The sequence below is a fragment of the Streptomyces sp. NPDC013187 genome (genome assembly GCF_042899705.1).
GTDB classification, from domain to species: Bacteria; Actinomycetota; Actinomycetes; order Streptomycetales; family Streptomycetaceae; genus Streptomyces; species Streptomyces hawaiiensis_A.
In genome coordinates this window covers 1-18,662 of sequence record NZ_JBIBAF010000020.1, presented here as the reverse complement: position 1 = coordinate 18,662, position 18,662 = coordinate 1, and the positions used below count along the sequence as shown (strand labels likewise).

Sequence of the window (18,662 nt, the reverse complement as noted above, 5' to 3'; positions counted from 1 at the left end):
GCCTCACCACCCGGCCAACCGGCGGAGCTCTCAGCGCTTGAACGCCCCTGGCTTCTTGACGGGGGCAGCCTCACCACCCGGCCAACCGGCGGAGCCCTCAGCGCCCCGACGCCGCCAGTTCCTTCGCCGCCTCGGTCAGGTCCTTCGCCGTGTCGATGGCCCGCCAGTACGACCCCTGGGGGATCGTGAACCCGGCCAGCCGCCGCTCACGGGCCAGATGAGGGAACGTCGTCCGCTCGTGGTCCCCCCGGTGCGGCAACAGCCCGGCGAACTCGGGGGAGAAGACGTACACACCGGCGTTGATCTCGAACGTCGACGGCGGTGCCTCGATGAAGTCGGTGATGCGCCCGAAGCCGTCGGTCTGCACCGCGCCCCACGGCAGCCGGGGCCGGGCCAGCGCAAGGGTGGCGACGGCGTCCCGCTCGGTGTGGAAGTCGGCCATGTCCCGCAGCGAGAACCGCGTCCAGATGTCGCCGTTCGTCGCGTACCAGGGCTGGTCGGGATGGGGAAGACGCGCCGCGGCGTACTTGAGGCCGCCGCCGCGCCCCAGCGGCTCCGGCTCGACGACCGTGGTGACGGAGAGGGGCAACTCGGCGGTCTCCAGCCACTTCTGCAGCACCTCGGCGAGGTGGCCGCAGGAGACCACGACGTGTGTCACACCCTCGTCGGCGAGCCAGGACAGCTGATGGCCGATGATCGGCGTCCCCGTCCCGGGGATCTCGACCATCGGCTTGGGCCGGTCGTCGGTGTACGGACGCAGCCGGGAGCCCTGGCCGCCGGCCAGAACGACGGCTTGAACGGGGCGGGACGCGGCGCTCGGATCGCTCATGGACACGAACTGTACGTGGCGTCCCGCCCGGGATGGCGGCCGACGATCGTTCCCGCGTCAGCCTTGTGGACCTCCTACCCGATGGCAGGGCGGTGTGCTCAGCCGTGCGCGGCGGCGACGCCGGTGGCGAAGGCGGTGTCGCAGACCGGGCGCGCGTAGGACTGGGCGCGGGTCGGGCCGTAGACCGCGACGGCGGCCTGGCCGAGGGCACGGGCGATGGACGCGCAGTGCTTCGCCAGCGACGGGCGGCCGTTGACGGCCTGCTGGAGGTGGCTGAGGGCGACGCCCGGGTCCTCCTCCTGCAGTTCGGTCAGCAGCTTGTCACGCAGGACCTCCTGGGGGGCGCGCTTGGCCGCCTGCGGGGTGCCCACAGAGGTGTCCGCGGCGGTGAGCACCGGGTCGGTGGAGTTCCCCGACCAGTTGACTCGGGTGACCGCGAGGGTCCCGGAGAGCACCAGGACGACGGGCAGGACGAAAGCGAGGGTGCGGCCGATCCGGCGGGCGGGGCCCCGACCGCGTCGCGTCTGTTGGTTCATGGAGTGCTTCACGCGTGTGAGGGTAGCGCCCGGTAATGGTTTGTAGACATTTAGTCACCGGTTCGGGGGATGAGAAAGGGCCACTTTCTGGGTAGGGCGTTGACGCACAATGCTCGAAACGTCCGGTCTGCCGGGGTATTTGTCGACAACGAGAAGGGCCCCGCGGCATGCCGCGGGGCCCTCTTCGTCAACCTGGGTGATTCACCCGGGGTTGTGCGTTTGCCGGTTGATCAGTCGGACAGGCGCGCGCCGGTCGACGTCGAGAACACGTGGGTCTCGCCGGAGCGGGGCACGACGTGCAGCTGGCTGCCCTTCTCCGGGACGTCACGGCCGCTGACGCGGACGACGAGGTCCTTGGACTCGTCGCCGACCTTGGCGGTGCCGTAGACGTACGCGTCGGCGCCGAGCTCCTCGACGACGTTCACCGTGACCGCGAGGCCCAGCTCGGCGTCCGCGCCGGCCACCTCGAAGTGCTCGGGGCGGACGCCGACGGTGACGGTCTTGTCGGTGGCGGCCGCGATCGCGTCACGCTGCACCGGCACCACGGACTTGCCGAACTTGACGCCGCCGTCGGTGATCGGCACCTCGACCAGGTTCATCGCCGGGGAGCCGATGAAGCCGGCCACGAAGAGGTTGGCGGGCTTGTCGTACATGTTGCGCGGGGTGTCGATCTGCTGGAGCAGACCGTCCTTGAGGACCGCCACGCGGTCGCCCATCGTCATGGCCTCGACCTGGTCGTGGGTGACGTAGACGGTGGTGATGCCCAGGCGGCGCTGGAGCGAGGCGATCTGCGTACGGGTGGACACCCGGAGCTTGGCGTCCAGGTTGGACAGCGGCTCGTCCATGAGGAAGACCTGGGGCTCACGCACGATGGCGCGGCCCATGGCGACACGCTGGCGCTGACCACCGGAGAGCGCCTTCGGCTTGCGGTCCAGGTACTCGGTGAGGTCGAGGATCTTCGCGGCCTCTTCGACCTTCTGCCGGATCTCCGCCTTGTTGACGCCGGCGATCTTGAGCGCGAAGCCCATGTTGTCGGCGACCGTCATGTGCGGGTAGAGCGCGTAGTTCTGGAACACCATGGCGATGTCCCGGTCCTTGGGCGGCAGGTGCGTGACGTCACGGTCGCCGATGCGGATCGCGCCGCCGTTGACGTCCTCGAGCCCCGCGAGCATGCGGAGCGAGGTGGACTTGCCGCAGCCGGAGGGGCCGACGAGGACGAGGAACTCGCCGTCCTCGATGTCGATCTCCAGCGCGTCGACGGCGGGCTTGGTGGAACCCGGGTAGATCCGGGTCGCCTTGTCGAACGAGACAGTGGCCATGGTGAATGAACCCCTTCTACCGGCAGGAACGTGCCGGACGATCCGAGTAGGAAGGCGGTGCCACGACGGTGATTGCCGTTGTGGTGTAGTCCACGCGTGTGAACTGGCTCAGGACGGTACCCGGCGTTCACACGTCTGTCAGTAGTTCCGGGCCTGTGAACTTCGCGGAAATTTTCGAAGCCGCACGTCACGGCTGACCGGACGTGTTCGTTTCCGGTTCGCCGTAGCGGTCCGCGAGCACCGCGACCGCCCGGGCCACCGCCTGCCGGAGTCCGGGAGGGCCGAGCACCTCCGCCTCCGTGCCGAGCCGGAGCAGGTCGCCCACGGCCACCGCCTCCGACTCGACGGTCAGCTCCACCTCCACCCAGCCGTCCCCGTCGGGAGGGCCCGCGCACTCCAGGGCGTGTACTCCCGCCGCGCCGAACTGCATCGGCAGCAGCCGCCGCGCGCGGGGCGAGATCCGCAGCCGGGCGGTGTCCTGCCGCAGGGCGGCCTCCAGACGCCGGGAGGACTCGGCCCAGTAGGCGGCCAGGCCGAACCCCGCGGGCCGCTCGAAGACGTCCCCCGTCTCCTCCACGTCCAGCACGCGCGACACCCGGTAGGTCCGCACGGCCTCCTCCGCGAGGGCGACCAGGTACCAGATGCCGCCCTTCAGGACGAGCCCCAGCGGCCGCACCTCCCGGCGCACCTCGCCGCGCGGGCGCCGGTAGTGCAGCCGCAGCACCCGCCGCTCCCACACGGCCGCCGCCACGGCCTCCAGACACGGCACCGGGTCGGCCTCCCGGAACCAGGCCGGCGCGTCCAGATGGAACCGTTCCTGCACCCGCCGCGCCTGCCCGGCGAGCTCCGCGGGCAGCGCCGCCTGCACCTTCAGCTGGGCGCTGGCCAGCACCGTGCCCAGCCCGAGGTCCCGCGCGGGCCCGGGCATCCCGGCGAGGAACAGCGAACCGGCCTCGGCGTCGGTCAGACCGGTCAGCCGCGTCCGGTACCCGTCGACCAGCCGGTAGCCGCCCTCGGGCCCCCGGTCGGCGCACACCGGCACACCGGCCGCTCCCAGCGCCTCGACGTCCCGGTAGACCGTCCGCACCGACACCTCCAGCTCGGCGGCGAGCTCGGGCGCGGTCATCCGCCCGCGGTTCTGGAGCAGCAGGAGCAGGGAGAGGAGCCGGTCGGCGCGCATGGGGGCCATTGTGGCGGCGTACGGCGCCGTACCTGACAGAAGATGTCAGGTACGGCGTCCAGGCTGGTGGTCGAGGACATCCGGAGCCGATCGAGAGGACCCCCATGCCCGGCACCCGCACCACGACCACCACCGGCCACTTCACGTTCGCCGACTGGCAGGAACGCGTGATCGGCCCCGGCGAGGACGCGAACCCCCGCCTCGCCCACGCCTCGGTCCGGAACACCTTCACCGGCGGCATCGAGGCGGCCGGGACGACCTGCGAGTACGCGATCGTCTACGTCACCGCCAAGACCGGCTCCTTCAGCGGCATGGAACTGCTCACCGGCCGCGTCGAGGGCCGTGAGGGGAGCTTCGCGGTGGAGGAACGGGGGTTCTTCGGCGAGGACGGCACCGTGCACTGCACCTTCGAGGTGGTGCCGGGGTCGGGGAGCGGAGAGCTGACCGGCCTCACGGGGGAGGGCGGTTTCACCGCACGGCACGGGGAGACGGCGGTGGAGTATCGGTTCGCCTACGAGGTGGTGCGGGGGGCCCACGGGACGGAACTTCGTGGCTCGGCGTAACGGGCTCTGTGTACAGTGGTGCCGCCCTCACGCGCGGCAACGCGGTGCACGGCACCCGCCTCCTTAGCTCAGCTGGCCAGAGCAACGCACTTGTAATGCGTAGGTCGTCGGTTCGAATCCGACAGGGGGCTCTGGGTGGAACCCCAGGTCAGTGGCTATCTGACCTGGGGTTTTTCGTTTAGCGGATACGGCGGCGGCGTCAGGCGCGGGCCGCGCGGGTGTCGACGGCTCAGTTGTGGTCTCAGACGCCGGTTTCGGGCCGGTTCCGGTGCGGGTGTCGGGCTGTGCATGAAGGTGTCTCCCATGCGGACCATGGCGGCCTTGGCCACCAGGTGGGACCTGCCCTTGACGTAGCGGCGCGTCTGGCCGATCTGGGAGTGCCGAAGGATCTCCATGATCGTGGGGAGGTCGACCCCCAGCTCGTTCAGGATCGTGCCGGCCGTGTGGCGACTGCCGTCGTGCTGGCGCCGGTCGTCGATCCCGGCCTCTTCGAGCAGCTCCTTGAATTCCTCCCAGTCGTCGCGGGGGTCGATCGGTCGGCCGTCCACCCGTGTGAAAAGCGCGTGGTGCTCCTGCCACTCGTCGCCCGCGGCGGCGCGCATTTCCTCCTGCTGGGCTTTGTGCTCCAGCAGGTACGGGATGAACGGGGGCGGGATAGGGACGGAGTTACGGCTCTTCTTGGTCTTGGGGCGGGTGAAGACGAGTCCGCCGCCCTTGCGGTCGGGGCAGGTGCTCGCGTGTTTCGTGCAGTCCTTCGGGCAGGGCTTGGGGCAGCCGCGCTTGTAGTTCTTGTGGGTCTTGCAGTCGGGTGGGCAGGGGGCGAAGCGGTGCAGGCGCCCGCCGCAGGCGTGGGCGTCCTTGCAGCCGTGGCGCCAGGTGAGGCGTTGAAGCTGCCACTGGGGGTGGAACAGCTCGTTGTCCAGGTCGACGTACTTCCACCGGAATCCGAGGGCCTCGCCCTGCCGGAAACCCATGCCGACACCCACGACCCAACGCATGAAGGTGGGTCGCTTGGCGGCGGCCTCCAAGAAGGCTTTGGCCTTCCTCGATCGTGAGCGGGTTCGTCTCGGTCTCGTCGACGGTGGGCGGGTCGACGAGGGTGGCCACGTTCTCGCCGATGATCCGGCGGCGATGGGCGATTTTCAGGGCGCGGGACAGGATGCGGTGGACTTTCAGCACGTGGGATTCCGCGTGGCCCTCGTCGAGCATCCGGCGATACATGCGCTCCAGGTGCTCGGGCTGGAGTTTGTCGAGTCGGTGCTGTCCGATGCCGGGGACGATGTCGTTCCGGGTCTTGCACCAGTAGTCGTCCAGGGAGCGGGGCTTGAGCTTCAGGCTCGCGATGTCGGTGAGGTACGTCGACATCCACTCCGCCACGGTCGGCTTGCGGCCGGCCTTGGGGGCTCGGCCCTTGTCGCGGAGGTCTTCCAATTCGCGGACCTTGCGCTTGACCTCGGCCTCGGTCTTGGCGCGGCGGTGGCGCCGGTCGGGCTTTCCGTCGTCCTTGACGCCCATGGTGACGCGGCCGTGCCACCAGCCGTCGCTGCCCAGGTAGATCGACGATTCCATGTTCGGTCTGCGGGGGCTCAACGTGTTTCCTCCATACGGAAGGCGCCCCCGGACACGTTGTCCGGGGGCGCCTTGGGTGGGGCGTGGGTCAGGGGGACTCGGGTTCGAGGCTGTTCACGAACGCCTCCAGGTCGCTGCGGCGAATGCGGCGAGAGCGGCCTCGCTTGACGCACCTCAGAAGGCCCTCGGCCATCAGCTCGTAGACGGTGGAGCGGCCGAAGCGGAGGACCGTGGCGGCCTCCTTGGGGGTGTACAGCAACTGGTCGGAGGGCGGGAGCGCGGTGCTGATCGGGACTGCCTTCCTGGCCGGAGCTTGTGGGGTAGCGTCTGGGGTGTGGCCGGGGACCCTCTCGATCGGCGGGCACGTGAAGTTCTCCTCCGGCACCGGTTCGTCCTATTCGAGGCTGTTGCTGCTCATCCGGAACGAGGCGGGAACGGTCGTTAAGGGTCGGTTCCGGTCGGGCAAGTTCGAGTCGAGCGAGCGGCGTGGGCGCCTGAGCGACGGGCTCCCACGCCGTATCACATGAAGGAGGGCCATGAGTTACGACCTCGCATTCTGGTACGAGAGCGGTTCCCTCGACGCGGCGTCGGCACATCAGAAATACGACGCGATGACGGATGGTGAGTCCGGGGTGACTGCAGAGAGTCCGCGAGTTGCTGAATTCTACCGGGATACCCTGAAGGCTTATAAGGATCTGACGGAGGACACCACGGAGGAGGAAGCAGATCAATCCCCCTGGACTTCTTCAGTCTATTTCAACGGAGAGTGCGTATTGGTCAACATCGCCTGGTCCCGGAGGAGCGAAGCCTCCGACACCCTCATCGCCATGGCAAAGAGCCGCGGACTCGTGACCTATGACCCGCAGCGGGAGCTGGTCGTCGAAGCGTGACATGCCCGAGCGGCCCGCGGCATGCCTACAGTAGTACTCCAGTAGGATTTTGACGCGCAACGTTTCCCCAGGTCGAGCGCCAAAGCCCTAATGGAGTGCTAATAGGCCCAGGCCGGAGTATCACAGTCTGGACATTTCTGCTTTTCGCGAAGTGCGGCACGCCCTCGACCGGCCATACATGTTGCGATTCTTCGAGGATGTGGATCCCCTCGGACTTCAGGACCCTTGCTGGCGGTCCCCCTTGGGAGCCCTGAACAGGAACCCGACCGTCTTAAAGACTGCCAAGAGGTCAGGTTTATCCCCCGGCTTCCTCGCCCCGAGAACTGTGGACGCGAAGTCCTCGATCGACTCTTTTGCGACTCGGAGCCGACAGGGCGTTCTTCAGCGTTCACGCCGGGGTGCTCGGGGTCCGGCATTTCTCAGCCGCCGGGCGATTTCCAGCTGCTCGTCGTCGACGGGGCGGCCGTCCTCGATGTCCCACAGGGTGTTCTGGAGGAGGCGGGCAAGGGTCCAGGCGCGGGCGCGGGCGCGGTCCAGGGTGAGGATGTCGGTCATGGCGTCGAAGCGCCAGAGGACGTCGTCCGGGTCGTAGCGGTTGTCGAGGGCGGGCCACAGCTCGAAGCCGGGGTCGCCGGCGAGGGGTTTGGGGTCGATCGCGAGCCAGGGGGCGCGGTCGGAGGCCAGGACGTTGTCGAAGTGCAGGTCCCAGTGGAGGAGCCGGTCGCCGGGTTCGTCCACGACCTCGCGGACGGCGGCGGCCAGGTCGGCGACGATGCGGCGGGTCTCCGGATCGGGGATGCGGCCGAGCGCCCAGGAGGTCCGGTCGAGCATCGCGCGGGCGATGTCGCCGAGGCTGCGCATGCCGGGCGGGGCCGGGAAGGACGTGAGGTGGGCCAGGAGCTCCGCGATGGTGAGGACGGCCTGGTGGGTGTCCGGCACGTGGGACAGCATGCGGGTCTCGTCGAGGCGCTCCAGCAGCATGGTGCCGGTGGGCACGTCGTGGTCGAGGAGGCGGACGGCTCCGTCGCCGTCCCAGGCGCGCAGCGCGACCGGTTCGCCCTCGCTCTCCTCGTCGAGGATCTGGAGCTTGAGGACCGCCGGGGTGCCGTCGGCGGTCCGGACGACCGGGAGGACCAGGGCGGAGACGCCGTGCATCGGGGGGCCGTCGGGCTTCAGGTCCCAGTGTCCGAGGAAGCGGGCCGTTTGCTCCGGCAGTGCGGCGATGAAGGCGCGGCCCGCCTCGCCGTTGAACTTCTCCTGTGATGCCGCCAGTTCCCGGGGAATGTCGATCACTCCCGGCAGGGTAGTGGGGCACGCCGGGCGGGTCATGCGATTTCGCCGGGGTGCGGGCACCGTCCGGCGCCGGTTCGCGTGCCGCGGGGTGTCCGAATCCGAGGAGCGTTGTGTCGTACCTGTGTGCGAGCATCTCGCCAACGACCATTGTTCCAGGGGGGATTGCCATGTCAGAGACCGACGTCTGTCCGAGACCCGGACCCGGATCGCGGGCGAGACGTGGGCGGGCCGTCGCGTCCGCTGCCGCCGTCTCGCTGTTCGCTTCACTGCTGACCCTGACCGGGGTGGGATCCGCCCAGGCCGCAGACGCGGAGTGTGCGCCGCTCGCGCTCGCGCCGTTCGGGGACCCGGGTGACGCCGTCGGCAGGGCGACCGTCCCGGCCCAGGGCAGCGCCTGTTTCACGGTGACGGCCACGTCGCCCGGTCTGCACCGGATGATGCTGGACGACAGCCAGAACAACGCCTACGCGCAGCTGCTCGACGCCGACGGCGCCGAGGTCGACTGCTTCGACGACGAGTACCGCACCGAGGGCTGGTGTGAGGTCCCGGCGGCCGGCACGTACACGGTGAAGGTCGTCAACAGCGGCTGGGTGGACGAGGAGAAGACCGAGCTGACCGTCGTCCCGCTCGGTTCGAAGGCCCCCGGTTGTGCCGATCCGGTCGGCACCGGCTGGGACCGGCCGGCGGTGGTCCGGAGCGCGGCGAGCCCGCTGGCGGTGGACTGCCAGGCTTTCGAGGGCCGGCCCGGCGAACGGATCCGGCTGACGGTCGGCACCAGGGTGTACGGCGACTCGGTCGCCTGGATCACCGACGCGACCGGTGCCCGGGTCTGTGAGCACTTCCCGGAGGACGGCGAGGACAGCTGCGTACTGCCCGGAGACGGCCCCTACCGGGTACTGTCGAACGTCTCCCGCAACGAGAGCGGCTTCCCCGCCGAGTACGCGCTGCAGGTACGCCGGCTGAACGACCCGCAGGGCTGCACCACCGCGAAGGTCCTGCCCTACGGCCCCTTGGAGCCGCACGACTTCGGCACCGGCACCTGCTACACCTTCACCGTCGACAGGGCCGGCCCCTACACCGTGCACTACGTGGACGAGGACCGGTCGGCCGGGGCGGTCCGGGTGTACGACACCGACGGCCGGACCGTGTGCCGGTCCGGGACCGACCCGTGCCGGATCACCGGGGCGGGCACGTACACGGCCGTCCTCGGCAGTAACGCCTTCGCTCCCTCCCGTGACCGGCTGGTCGTGTTCGACCGAGCGAGCGAGGCGGGTTGCGAGGCAGTCGAAACGGGCCTGTACAAGGGGGAACTGAGCACGGTCGGGCAGTACGACTGCCTGACGCTGCCGGTGCCGAAGGGCGCCCGCCTCGCCGCGCTCACCTCGCGTTCCCCGGCCGGGACGACCCCCGAGGTGGAGGTCCTGGACCGCGCCGGCACTCCGCAGTGCGACGGGGAGGCGCTCCGGGGCGGTGACTGCGCGCTGACCGGTGAGGCGCCGTTCCGGGCGCTGGTGCACACCGAGGACAGTGGCGACACGGCGACGGGCCGGTACGCCGTCGCCTTCCACCGCACCGACGTGGCGGAGGGCTGCCCCGTCCTGCCCGCGGGCAGCTTCACCGCGGACGGCGCGAAGGCCTCGCTGACCACGGGCGACGGCGTCTTCTCCCACTGCCTGGGGATTCCGGCCGACGGGCACTCGAACGCCGAGGTGCTCCAGCTGACCGCGACCTCGGGGACGGCGCCGGCCGGGTTCTCCGTGCTGGACTCCGACGGCAAGCGGGTCTGCGACCGGTACGCCACCACCGACGGCTGGTCCGTGTGCTCCCTGACCCCGGGCAAGGCCCACACCGTGCTGGTGACCGGGCGGGACGCGGCGGCCACGTACACCCTGTCCCGGCGGGACGTGACCGCGAGCGCCTCCTCCTCTGGCTGTGTGAAGACCACGGCGGTGAAGGTCGGCGGGGCGTCGGTGAAGAGCCCGTACGCGGCACCGGGCACGCTCAACTGCCACCAGGTGACCACGGGGACAGCCACCGACGTCGTGCACCTCAACGTGCGGGACGCCCTCGGCACCGCCAACAGCGCGGTGATCGCCGGGGACGGCCGGGTGGAGTGCGCCTTCCGCAACACGTCCTGCGCGGCCTCCGGTTCCACGACCCACCAGGTCCTCGTCCAGACGCCGGCGAACCTGAAGGCGGCGCCCGAATACCGTCTCGACGCCCTGCGGGTCGCGACCGCCGACGGGCCGGCGCCGGAGTGCGCCAGGGTGCCGTCCGTGGCGTTCGGGTACGGGCCGATGACCGGCACGCTGGACGAATCGCACACAGCGGTGTGCGCGGTGCTGCCCACCGCCCGGTTCGACCGGTTCGAGGCCGACGTCAAGGACACCACCGGCGCCACCACCACGGCCGTGCCCGTGCTCTACAACAGCGAGTGGACCAACGGCTGCGGCTGGTCCAGCTCCGGCTACCTCTGCTCGGTCGGCGGCCCGTCCGACGCGCCGTCGCTCTTCCTCCTCGGCCTCCCGGAGAAGGCCTCCGGCACGGCCTACAGCGCCGAACTGACCTGCTCGTCCACGTTGTGCGGTACGGAGAAGACGTCCGTCACCGCGGTCAGCCCCGACACGGGGGCCGCGGGCGCCAAGGTGAAGCTCACGGTCACGGGCACCGCGCTCGGCCGGGACGTCACCGTCCGGCTCAGCCGGGCCGGGAAGACGATCACGGCGGAGGCGGAATCGGTCTCCGCGGACAACCGGACGGTGACCGCGACCGTCGACCTGACCGGCGCGGCCGCCGGCAGCTGGAACATCAGCGTGCTCACCCGCGGCTGGGAGTTCCCGCGCGGCACCTTCACCGTCACACCCCAGCCCGGGCTGGAGAACACGTCGGCCCCCAAGGTGACCGGCTCGCCCAAGGTGGGCGCCCAGGTCACCGCCGCGCCGGGCACCTGGTCCACGACACCGTCCTCGTACACGTACCAGTGGAAGGCGGGCGGGACGGCGATCGCCGGGGCGACCGGGGCGTCGTACACCGTTCCCGCGGCGCAGGCGGGCAAGAAGATCACGGTGACCGTGACGGCGGTCAAGGACGGCTGGCGGAGCGGGTCGGCGTCCTCGTCGGCGGTGACGGTGGCCGAGGGGGACGCGCCCCGGGCGACCAAGGTGCCCGTGATCGGCGGCCCGGCGAAGGTCGGCGGCACGCTCAAGGCGTCCACGGGAACGTGGAGCCCGGCCGCCTCCTCGTACGGGTACCAGTGGTACGCGAACGGCAAGGCCATCAGCGGGGCGACGAAGGCCTCGCTCGTGCTGAAGGCGGCGCAGCAGGGCAAGAAGGTCACGGTGAAGGTGGTCGCGCACCGCACGGGCCACAAGGACGGAGCGGCGGTGAGCAAGGCGACGAAGGCGGTCGCCCGCTGATCCGTCCGAGCCGTGGCTGTCGTCGGAAGGGGAGGTGGCCCGAGGCGGTGGGGCACCTCCCCTTCCCGTGGCTCACGGCTCCAGCACCACCTTCCCGACCGTGGCCCGCCCCTCCAGCGCCCGGTGTGCCGCCGCCGCCTCGCGGAGCGGGAAGCGCTGCACCGCCGGAGTGAGCCGGCCGGCGGCGGCCTCGGTGAGGGCGCGCAGTTCTAGGGTGCGCAGGGGGTCGGGTCCGCCGGCCTTCCCCAGCATCGCCGGGCCGAGGACCTGTTCCGAGACGCCGTCGACGAGGTAGGGGCCGCCGTCCCGGATGCCCTCGCCGGACCAGCCGAAGACGATGTGTCTGCCGCCGGGGCCGAGGAGGGCGACGGCCTCGCGGGCGATGTCGCCGCCGACGCCGTCGAAGACGACGGTCGCGGTCCGGCCGCCGAGGTGCGCGCGGACCTTCGCGGGCCAGGAGGGGTCCTTGTAGTCGACGGCGAGATCGGCGCCGCCCGCCTGCACCCGGGCGGTCTTCTCCGGCCCGCCCGCGAGGCCCACGACGGTCGCGCCGGCGTTCTTGGCGTACTGCACGAGGAGGGTGCCGATGCCTCCGGCGGCGGCCGGGACGACGGCCACGGAGTCGGGCCCGAGGTCGGCGAACTGCAGGATCCCCATCGCCGTGCGGCCCGTGCCGATCATGGCCACGGCCTCGCCGAAGTCGAGGTTCCCGGGGATCTCGTGCAGGCGCTCGGCCTCGGTGACGGCCAGTTCGGCGTAGCCGCCGGGGACGAAGCCGAGGTGGGCGACGACCCGCTTGCCGAGCCACAGCCCGGCGACCCCCTGGCCCAGGGATTCGACGACACCGGCGACCTCGCGGCCGGGGACGGTGGGCAGGGTCGCCGGCTCGTTCGCCGGGCCGCCCGGCATGCCCTCGCGCAGGGCGGCGTCCAGGAGGTGGACGCCCGCCGCGCGTACGGCGATACGCACCTGGCCGGGGCCCGGCCGGGGGTCCTCGACCTGCTCGTAGGTGAGGTTCTCGGCGGGGCCGAAGGCGTGCAGGCGGATGGCGTGCATGACAGCTCCTCTGGTGAGCGTTCGCTTCCTCTGACGGGGCGTTCGATGCGACCAGCTTTCAACCTCAAGCTCGCTTGAGGTCAAGCTCGCGCCGGCCGAGGGCCAGGGAGACCGCCGTCAGGGCGCTGTTGAAGGACACCTCCGACAGCACTCCGGGGGCCGCGACCTGGTCGCCGGCGAGATAGACCCCGTCGCCCCGGTCCACGGCCGGCCGGTCGCGCCAGCTGGTGCCGGGCCGATCGACCGCGCCCGTACGGCCGTTCGCCACCGACTCGCGCCGCCAGGTGAGCCGCTCGCGCCAGCCCGGGAAACCGAGGTCCAGCAGTTGCTCGGCGCGGGCGGTGCCGTCGGCCTTGGACTCGTGCGGAGCGAGGGGGATCTGCCCCTGGATCAGCTGCTCCCCGGCCGGGGCCAGGCTGCGGTCCTGCGCGGTGAACCGCTCCAGCCAGCCCGGTGCGTCCAGGTCGGAGACCGCGAAGGCGTCCCCGCGCCGGGTGCGCACGGCCAGGTCGATCAGGGCGGTACGGCCGCTCGGCCAGTGGAGGGAGTCGTCGCCGAGCAGGCGGCGGGCGGCGTCGAGGGAGGTGGCGACGACGACGGGTGTGTCGGTGGGGAGCGAGTCGACGCGGGACAGGGTCTCCATCCGGACGCCCAGGTTCCAGGCGCGGGCGGCCATCCGGTCGATGAGGCTCGCCCAGCCGCCGCGCGGGTAGTGCGCCTCGGGCGGCAGCTTGGTGGCCCGGCGCAGCCGCTCCTGCACGAACGCGGCCGACAGCGACCCGGGGTCGTGGTGGAACAGGGCGACCGCCGCGTAGTGGGCGGCGGCCCGGGCCCCCTCCTCGCCAGCGATGTCCGTCGCCCAGGTCAGGAAGTCGGCGTCCACCGGCGCCTGCCGGCCCGTCCGGCGCAGCAGCTTCAGCATGGCGAAGGGCGGGGTGCGGCGCAGCACGCCCTGGTGCCGCAACCGGAGCCGGGCCGCCTCCAGGGGCGGGAGCGGGGCGAGGGGACCGATGAGGTCGCGCTGCTTCAGCCAGGCCCAGTGCGGGCCGCCGTTGTAGAGGGCGTGCGGACCCTCGTTGGTGCGGTACGGGCCCTCGGCGGTGCGCGCCCGGCCGCCGAGGGTGTGGTGGGCCTCGTGGAGGGTGACCTTGGCGCCGGCCTCGGCAGCGGTGATGGCCGCGGTCAGTCCGGCGAAGCCGCCGCCGATGACGGTGATGCGGTGCATGGCTGGGATCTCCCTCGGAGTCGGGGTCGCCGTGTGGTGTGCCTTTCGGTGTTACGACCGATCGAGGGCGCCGGAATGTGACATCACCGGTGTCCGCGCAGGTCAGGGGCGTCTGTCAGTGGCGGGGTGCAGCATGGGGGGCATGGCGAGGAGAGCGGCGGGCGGTACGGGCGTGAAGGGTGCGCGGCGACCGGAGGTGCGGCTGCCGGTGCTGGAGCCGTACGGGGGCGGGGAGCTGGAGCCGGACGGCGACTACGACGGGGTGGAGTTCCGGGACGCCGGCCTCTCCGGGCAGGACGGATCGGGCGCCCGTTTCATGGACTGCGCCCTGACGGGCTGCGTGCTGGACGAGACCCGGCTGCGGCACGCCCGTCTCCTGGACTCGGCCCTCACCGGCGTCCGGGGCGTCGGCACCGACCTCGCCGAGGCCACCCTGCGCGACGTGGAGCTGACCGACGCCCGGCTCGGCGGACCGCAGCTGCACGGGGCGGTGCTGGAGCGGGTGCTGATCCGCGGCGGCAAGTTCGACTACCTGAACCTGCGCACGGCCCGGCTCAGAGACGTCGTCTTCGAGGGCTGCGTCCTGGTCGAGCCGGATTTCGGCGGGGCCCGCCTGGAGCGCGTGGAGTTCGTGGACTGCGCCGTGAAGGGCGCCGACCTGCACGCGGCGACCCTCACGGACGTCGACCTGCGCGGCGCCGCGTCCCTGGAGATCAGCAGGGGCCTGGACCGGCTGTCGGGGGCGGTGATCAGCACGGCGCAGCTGCTGGATCTGGCACCGGTGCTGGCGGCGCAGTGGGGGATCCGCGTCGAGGGCTGAGGCCCGCTGAGCCGAGGCCGAGGCTGCCTGAAGCCCGGTGGCGGCTACGGCAGGCGGGGGAAGCGGGCCTGGAGGGTCCAGACGGCCGGGTTCTCCGCGAGGTCGTCGTGCAGGTCGGTGAGGTCGGCGATCAGGTCGTGCAGGAAGTCCCGGGCCTCGCGGCGCAGTTCGCTGTGGGAGACGGTGAGAGCGGGCTCCTCCGCGCGCATCCAGTCGGCCTCGATGTCCACCCAGCCGAAGCGGCGCTCGAACAGCATCCGGTCGGTCGACTCGGTGAAGTCCAGCTCCGCCCGCTGCGGCCGGGACGCCCTGGAGCCCGCCGGATCCCGGTCGATCCGCTCCACGATGTCGCACAGCGCCCACGCGAAGTCGAGCACCGGCACCCATCCCCAGGCTGTGGACACCTCGTGATCCGTTTTGGTGTCCGCCAGATAGACGTCCCCGCAGAACAGGTCGTGGCGCAGTGCCCGGACGTCCGCGCGGCGGTAGTCGGTCTGCGGCGGGTCGGGAAAGCGGTTGGAGAGGGCGTAGCCGATGTCGAGCACGGAGGTGATGGTGTCACGCGCCCGTAGGATCGCGAACGTGGCCCGATCTGTGCGTCTTGTCCCCACGCTGCCCGCAGCCACCCTGCTCGTCTGCGCCCTCACCGCCTGCGGCGGCGGGGTGCACGGCACCCCGGGCGGCTCCGGCGTCCGCGACCCCTACTTCCCGAAGGCCGGCAACGGCGGCTACGACGTCACCCACTACGGCCTGCGCCTCGCCTACGACCCCGGCGCCCACCACCTCACCGGCACGGCCACCCTCACCGCGCGCGCGACCAAGGACCTCTCCGCCTTCAACCTCGACCTGCTCGGCATGGAGGTCGAGCAGATCACCGTCGGCCGCGAGGTCGCCCGCTGGAACCGCGCCGGGCAGGAGCTCACCGTCCGGCCGCACGGCGACATCGACCGGGACGACACGTTCCGCGTGACCGTCCGCTATTCCGGAGCGCCCGAGACCGTCACCGACCCGGACGGCTCCGAGGAGGGCTGGCTGCGCACCCCGGACGGGGCGCTCGCGCTGGGCGAGCCGACGGGGTCGATGGCGTGGTTCCCCGGCAACCACCACCCCTCCGACAAGGCGGCGTACGACCTCACGGTGACCGTGCCGAAGGGGCTGCGGGCCGTCTCCAACGGGGAGTTGCGGAGCGAGACGACCGCGCGTGGGCGTACGACGTTCGTGTGGCACACCGCTGAGCCGATGGCTAGCTACCTCGCCACTCTCGCGATCGGCCGGTTCGACGTCAGCCGCTCGCTGGCCGGGGGTCTGCCCGTGTACACGGCCGTCGACCCGGCCGAGGCGGCGGCGAGCCGGCCCGTGCTCGGGCGGCTTCCCGAGGTGCTGCGGTGGTCGGAGCGGCGGTTCGGGCCGTACCCCTTCGCCACCGCCGGCGCGATCGTCGACAGCGCGGCCTCCGTCGGCTACGCCCTGGAGACCCAGAGCCGGCCGGTCTTCCCCGGCGCCCCCGACGTCACGTTCCTCGTCCATGAGCTCGCCCACCAGTGGTACGGCGACTCCGTCACGCCCGGGAGCTGGCGGGACATGTGGCTCAACGAGGGGTTCGCGACGTACGCGGAGTGGCTGTGGGAGGAGGACCACGGCGGACGGAGCGCGCAGGAGACGTTCGACGCGGTGTACTCCGGCGCGTACTTCGACACGGAGGAGGCCGGGGAGGAGATCTGGGAGTTCCCGCCGGCGGACCCGCCGAGCGCCGCGCGGATCTCCGGCCCTCCGGTGTATTGGCGGGGGGCGATGGTGCTGCAGAAGGTGCGGCAGGCCGTCGGGGACGACCGGTTCTTCCCGATCCTCAAGGGGTGGGCGGCGACGCACCGGTACGGGAACGCCGACACCGCCGACTTCACGGCCTATGTCGAGAAGCAGGCACCCGGAGCGGACGTGGCGGGGATCTGGGAGACCTGGCTGTTCGGGGAGGGGAAGCCGGAGCGGCCCTGAGGCTTCACGGGGTGGCCAGTTCCTTGCGCAGGACCGTGCAGGGGCGTCCGTGTCGCAGATCCTCGCGGTGGTCGGCCACCTGGTAGCCGAGGGCGGTCCAGAAGGCCAGGGCCTTCGGGTTGTTCACCAGAACGGCCAGCCGGACTGCGCTGCGGCCGGCCGCGCGGAAGCGGTCCTCCACGAGTGCGGCCAGGCGGCGGCCGTGGCCCTGGCCGTGCAGTTGCGCGTCCACCATCAGCAGGCCGATCCAGGGGTCCGGGTCGGCCGGGTCGGGGTGGTGGGCGAGGGTGACGGCGATGCCGATGAGCCGGCCGAAGCTGCGGGCGAGCAGGATTTCGGTGCCGGGTTGCTCTCGCTCCTCCGACAGCGCGGCGGCGACCTGCTCGGGGCGGATGTCCTTGGGGTCGGGGAAGTCGCCCGTCAGGGTGTGGAACTCGTGGTTGGAGGCGTAGAGGGCCGTCAGCTCCGCGAGGAGGGGGCCGCTCAAGGGGGCCGTGGGCAGTGGGTCGAGGATCACGTGGGGAACGTATCCCGCGCGGGGAGGGTTTCGAGCGCCGTGGGAGCTCGGGTGCTCCGTCCGTGCGGGTTGGCTGTGGCTTGTCGCGCCCCCGAGGAGGAGCCGCCGATCGCCACAGCCCCGCGCCCCCGAGGAGGAGCTCCCCGGGCCGGACGACCGGCCCGGGGGTCCCGCGCGAACGCTCAGGCGTCCGTCAGACGTTCACGCCGAAGTCCTGGGCGATGCCGACCAGGCCCGAGGCGTAGCCCTGGCCGACCGCGCGGAACTTCCACTCGGCGCCGTTGCGGTACAGCTCGCCGAAGACCATGGCCGTCTCCGTCGCCGCGTCCTCCGACAGGTCGTAGCGGGCGATCTCCGCGCCGCCGGCCTGGTTGACGATGCGGATGTAGGCGTTGCGGACCTGGCCGAAGTTCTGGCTGCGGTTCTCGGCGTCGTAGATCGACACCGGGAAGACGATCTTGTCGATGTCGGCCGGGAGGGCGGCGAGGTTGACGTTGATCGCCTCGTCGTCGCCGGCGCCCTCGCCCGTGCGGTTGTCGCCCGTGTGGACGATCGTGTTGTCCGGCGTCTGCTTGTTGTTGAAGAAGACGAAGTGGGCGTCCGAGTAGACCTTGCCCTGCGTGTTGACCGCGATCGCCGAGGCGTCGAGGTCGAAGTCCGTGCCGGTGGTGGTGCGGACGTCCCAGCCGAGGCCCACGGTGACGTCGGTCAGGCCCGGAGCCTCCTTGGTGAGCGAGACGTTGCCACCCTTGGACAGGCTTACAGCCATTGTTGGGAGTCCCTTCCCTCGTTTACGTGCGGCAAAGAAGCTGCGGCACCGAAGCTACAGCTACCCCCATGAACGAGGAGAGGGGTACGCGAGGTTCCAGGTCCTTTACTTTCTTTACTCGCCGTTATTGGGATGACGTGGACGGGACAGAAGCGGGAACATGGACGGCATGTCCGGTCACCACGTCATCCGCGGCTCCGTCTCCCTGCCCGAGGCCGAGCTCATGTGGCGTTTCTCGCGGTCGTCGGGGCCGGGTGGGCAGCACGTCAACACCAGCGACTCGAAGGTCGAGCTGAGCTTCGACCTGGCGAAGACCGAGGCGCTGCCCGCGGTGTGGAAGCAGCGGGCCCTGGAGCGGCTGGCCGGGCGTCTGGTCGACGGGGTCGTCACCGTGCGGTCCTCCGAGCACCGCTCCCAGTGGCGCAACCGCGAGGCCGCGGCCGTACGCCTCACCGCGCTCCTGGCCGAGGCCACCGCGCCCCCGCCCAAGCCCCGCAAGCCGACTCGGATCCCCCGGGGCATCAACGAGCGCCGGCTGCGGGAGAAGAAGCAGCGCTCGGAGACGAAGCAGGGGCGCTCCGCGCGGAACTGGGGCTAGGGCCTGTCGTTTGGATCAGGTCGGCCGGGAGTGACAGCGCCTCTCGGCCGACCCGAGCGGGGCGTGGTGCGTGCAGATGCAAGGCGGAGG

17 protein-coding genes, 1 tRNA gene and 1 pseudogene are annotated in these 18,662 nt (G+C 71.3%); 7 read left to right on the top strand and 12 right to left on the bottom strand.

Annotated elements, in window-relative coordinates; translation table 11 throughout:
• Nucleotides 1–97: 97 nt before the first annotated feature.
• From ACFY5B_RS33805 to ACFY5B_RS33790, 4 genes are all read right to left on the bottom strand, one after another.
• Nucleotides 98–829, bottom strand: coding sequence for an NDP-sugar synthase (locus ACFY5B_RS33805; protein ID WP_389977135.1), 732 nt, complete (start codon nucleotides 827–829; stop codon nucleotides 98–100).
• 98 nt (nucleotides 830–927) lie between these two features.
• Nucleotides 928–1,377, bottom strand: a complete 450-nt coding sequence (locus ACFY5B_RS33800; protein WP_389977132.1) for a hypothetical protein — start codon at nucleotides 1,375–1,377, stop codon at nucleotides 928–930.
• 218 nt (nucleotides 1,378–1,595) lie between these two features.
• Nucleotides 1,596–2,684, bottom strand: a complete 1,089-nt coding sequence (locus ACFY5B_RS33795) for a sn-glycerol-3-phosphate ABC transporter ATP-binding protein UgpC (RefSeq protein ID WP_344466332.1) — start codon at nucleotides 2,682–2,684, stop codon at nucleotides 1,596–1,598.
• 187 nt (nucleotides 2,685–2,871) lie between these two features.
• Nucleotides 2,872–3,864 carry a helix-turn-helix transcriptional regulator gene (locus ACFY5B_RS33790; protein ID WP_389977128.1) on the bottom strand — a complete coding sequence of 331 codons (993 nt, stop codon included), beginning with the start codon at nucleotides 3,862–3,864 and terminating at the stop codon, nucleotides 2,872–2,874.
• Between the two features lie 104 nt (nucleotides 3,865–3,968).
• On the opposite strand from ACFY5B_RS33790, the gene ACFY5B_RS33785 reads away from it, so the two are divergent.
• Together ACFY5B_RS33785 and ACFY5B_RS33780 are read left to right on the top strand one after the other, a co-directional pair.
• Nucleotides 3,969–4,427: a DUF3224 domain-containing protein gene (locus ACFY5B_RS33785; RefSeq protein WP_389977125.1), complete on the top strand. Its 459-nt coding sequence runs from the start codon at nucleotides 3,969–3,971 to the stop codon at nucleotides 4,425–4,427.
• Nucleotides 4,428–4,484: 57 nt separating this feature from the next.
• Nucleotides 4,485–4,558, top strand: a tRNA-Thr gene (locus ACFY5B_RS33780).
• A 24-nt stretch (nucleotides 4,559–4,582) separates the two neighbouring features.
• Here ACFY5B_RS33780 and ACFY5B_RS33775 read toward each other — a convergent pair.
• Nucleotides 4,583–6,017, bottom strand: a pseudogene (locus ACFY5B_RS33775) (tyrosine-type recombinase/integrase).
• A 67-nt stretch (nucleotides 6,018–6,084) separates the two neighbouring features.
• A complete protein-coding gene (locus ACFY5B_RS33770; protein ID WP_389977476.1) occupies nucleotides 6,085–6,285 on the bottom strand; it encodes a helix-turn-helix domain-containing protein in 201 nt (66 codons plus the stop codon).
• A 247-nt stretch (nucleotides 6,286–6,532) separates the two neighbouring features.
• On the opposite strand from ACFY5B_RS33770, the gene ACFY5B_RS33765 reads away from it, so the two are divergent.
• A complete protein-coding gene (locus ACFY5B_RS33765) occupies nucleotides 6,533–6,886 on the top strand; it encodes a hypothetical protein (RefSeq protein ID WP_389977122.1) in 354 nt (117 codons plus the stop codon).
• A gap of 381 nt (nucleotides 6,887–7,267) precedes the next feature.
• Here the strand turns inward: ACFY5B_RS33765 and ACFY5B_RS33760 are convergent, their stop codons facing one another.
• Nucleotides 7,268–8,215 (bottom strand): aminoglycoside phosphotransferase family protein, encoded by a 948-nt coding sequence (locus tag ACFY5B_RS33760; protein WP_389977119.1) that lies wholly within the window; start codon nucleotides 8,213–8,215, stop codon nucleotides 7,268–7,270.
• Between the two features lie 131 nt (nucleotides 8,216–8,346).
• Here ACFY5B_RS33760 and ACFY5B_RS33755 point away from each other — a divergent pair, with 131 nt between their 5' ends.
• A complete protein-coding gene (locus tag ACFY5B_RS33755; protein WP_389977116.1) occupies nucleotides 8,347–11,595 on the top strand; it encodes a Tat pathway signal protein in 3,249 nt (1,082 codons plus the stop codon).
• Between the two features lie 72 nt (nucleotides 11,596–11,667).
• Here the strand turns inward: ACFY5B_RS33755 and ACFY5B_RS33750 are convergent, their stop codons facing one another.
• On the bottom strand, nucleotides 11,668–12,651 hold the full coding sequence (locus ACFY5B_RS33750) for a zinc-binding dehydrogenase (RefSeq protein ID WP_389977113.1): 984 nt from the start codon (nucleotides 12,649–12,651) through the stop codon (nucleotides 11,668–11,670).
• Nucleotides 12,652–12,715: 64 nt separating this feature from the next.
• Nucleotides 12,716–13,876, bottom strand: a complete 1,161-nt coding sequence (locus ACFY5B_RS33745) for an FAD-dependent oxidoreductase (RefSeq protein ID WP_389977110.1) — start codon at nucleotides 13,874–13,876, stop codon at nucleotides 12,716–12,718.
• A 142-nt stretch (nucleotides 13,877–14,018) separates the two neighbouring features.
• Between ACFY5B_RS33745 and ACFY5B_RS33740 the strand changes: the two genes are divergently transcribed.
• On the top strand, nucleotides 14,019–14,696 hold the full coding sequence (locus tag ACFY5B_RS33740; protein WP_389977107.1) for a pentapeptide repeat-containing protein: 678 nt from the start codon (nucleotides 14,019–14,021) through the stop codon (nucleotides 14,694–14,696).
• 44 nt (nucleotides 14,697–14,740) lie between these two features.
• On the opposite strand, the gene ACFY5B_RS33735 is transcribed toward ACFY5B_RS33740, so the two are convergent.
• A complete protein-coding gene (locus tag ACFY5B_RS33735; protein ID WP_389977104.1) occupies nucleotides 14,741–15,241 on the bottom strand; it encodes a hypothetical protein in 501 nt (166 codons plus the stop codon).
• 37 nt (nucleotides 15,242–15,278) lie between these two features.
• On the opposite strand from ACFY5B_RS33735, the gene ACFY5B_RS33730 reads away from it, so the two are divergent.
• Nucleotides 15,279–16,688: a M1 family metallopeptidase gene (locus tag ACFY5B_RS33730; protein ID WP_389977101.1), complete on the top strand. Its 1,410-nt coding sequence runs from the start codon at nucleotides 15,279–15,281 to the stop codon at nucleotides 16,686–16,688.
• Between the two features lie 4 nt (nucleotides 16,689–16,692).
• On the opposite strand, the gene ACFY5B_RS33725 is transcribed toward ACFY5B_RS33730, so the two are convergent.
• Both ACFY5B_RS33725 and ACFY5B_RS33720 read right to left on the bottom strand, forming a co-directional pair.
• On the bottom strand, nucleotides 16,693–17,205 hold the full coding sequence (locus tag ACFY5B_RS33725; RefSeq protein WP_389977098.1) for a GNAT family N-acetyltransferase: 513 nt from the start codon (nucleotides 17,203–17,205) through the stop codon (nucleotides 16,693–16,695).
• Nucleotides 17,206–17,398: 193 nt separating this feature from the next.
• Nucleotides 17,399–17,974: a TerD family protein gene (locus ACFY5B_RS33720; protein WP_033312269.1), complete on the bottom strand. Its 576-nt coding sequence runs from the start codon at nucleotides 17,972–17,974 to the stop codon at nucleotides 17,399–17,401.
• Between the two features lie 160 nt (nucleotides 17,975–18,134).
• Here ACFY5B_RS33720 and arfB point away from each other — a divergent pair, with 160 nt between their 5' ends.
• Nucleotides 18,135–18,572, top strand: coding sequence for an alternative ribosome rescue aminoacyl-tRNA hydrolase ArfB (gene arfB, locus ACFY5B_RS33715; RefSeq protein ID WP_352100080.1), 438 nt, complete (start codon nucleotides 18,135–18,137; stop codon nucleotides 18,570–18,572).
• The last annotated feature ends 90 nt before the right edge of the window (nucleotides 18,573–18,662 follow it).

Bases quoted from the DNA above. Each gene is read 5' to 3' on its own strand.
- ACFY5B_RS33805 (WP_389977135.1), bottom strand. From the start codon at position 829: ATGAGCGATCCGAGCGCCGCGTCCCGCCCCGTTCAAGCCGTCGTTCTG.
- ACFY5B_RS33795 (WP_344466332.1), bottom strand. From the start codon at position 2,684: ATGGCCACTGTCTCGTTCGACAAGGCGACCCGGATCTACCCGGGTTCC.
- ACFY5B_RS33790 (WP_389977128.1), bottom strand. From the start codon at position 3,864: ATGCGCGCCGACCGGCTCCTCTCCCTGCTCCTGCTGCTCCAGAACCGC.
- ACFY5B_RS33785 (WP_389977125.1), top strand. From the start codon at position 3,969: ATGCCCGGCACCCGCACCACGACCACCACCGGCCACTTCACGTTCGCC.
- ACFY5B_RS33765 (WP_389977122.1), top strand. From the start codon at position 6,533: ATGAGTTACGACCTCGCATTCTGGTACGAGAGCGGTTCCCTCGACGCG.
- ACFY5B_RS33760 (WP_389977119.1), bottom strand. From the start codon at position 8,215: ATGACCCGCCCGGCGTGCCCCACTACCCTGCCGGGAGTGATCGACATT.
- ACFY5B_RS33755 (WP_389977116.1), top strand. From the start codon at position 8,347: ATGTCAGAGACCGACGTCTGTCCGAGACCCGGACCCGGATCGCGGGCG.
- ACFY5B_RS33750 (WP_389977113.1), bottom strand. From the start codon at position 12,651: ATGCACGCCATCCGCCTGCACGCCTTCGGCCCCGCCGAGAACCTCACC.
- ACFY5B_RS33745 (WP_389977110.1), bottom strand. From the start codon at position 13,876: ATGCACCGCATCACCGTCATCGGCGGCGGCTTCGCCGGACTGACCGCG.
- ACFY5B_RS33740 (WP_389977107.1), top strand. From the start codon at position 14,019: ATGGCGAGGAGAGCGGCGGGCGGTACGGGCGTGAAGGGTGCGCGGCGA.
- ACFY5B_RS33720 (WP_033312269.1), bottom strand. From the start codon at position 17,974: ATGGCTGTAAGCCTGTCCAAGGGTGGCAACGTCTCGCTCACCAAGGAG.
- arfB (WP_352100080.1), top strand. From the start codon at position 18,135: ATGGACGGCATGTCCGGTCACCACGTCATCCGCGGCTCCGTCTCCCTG.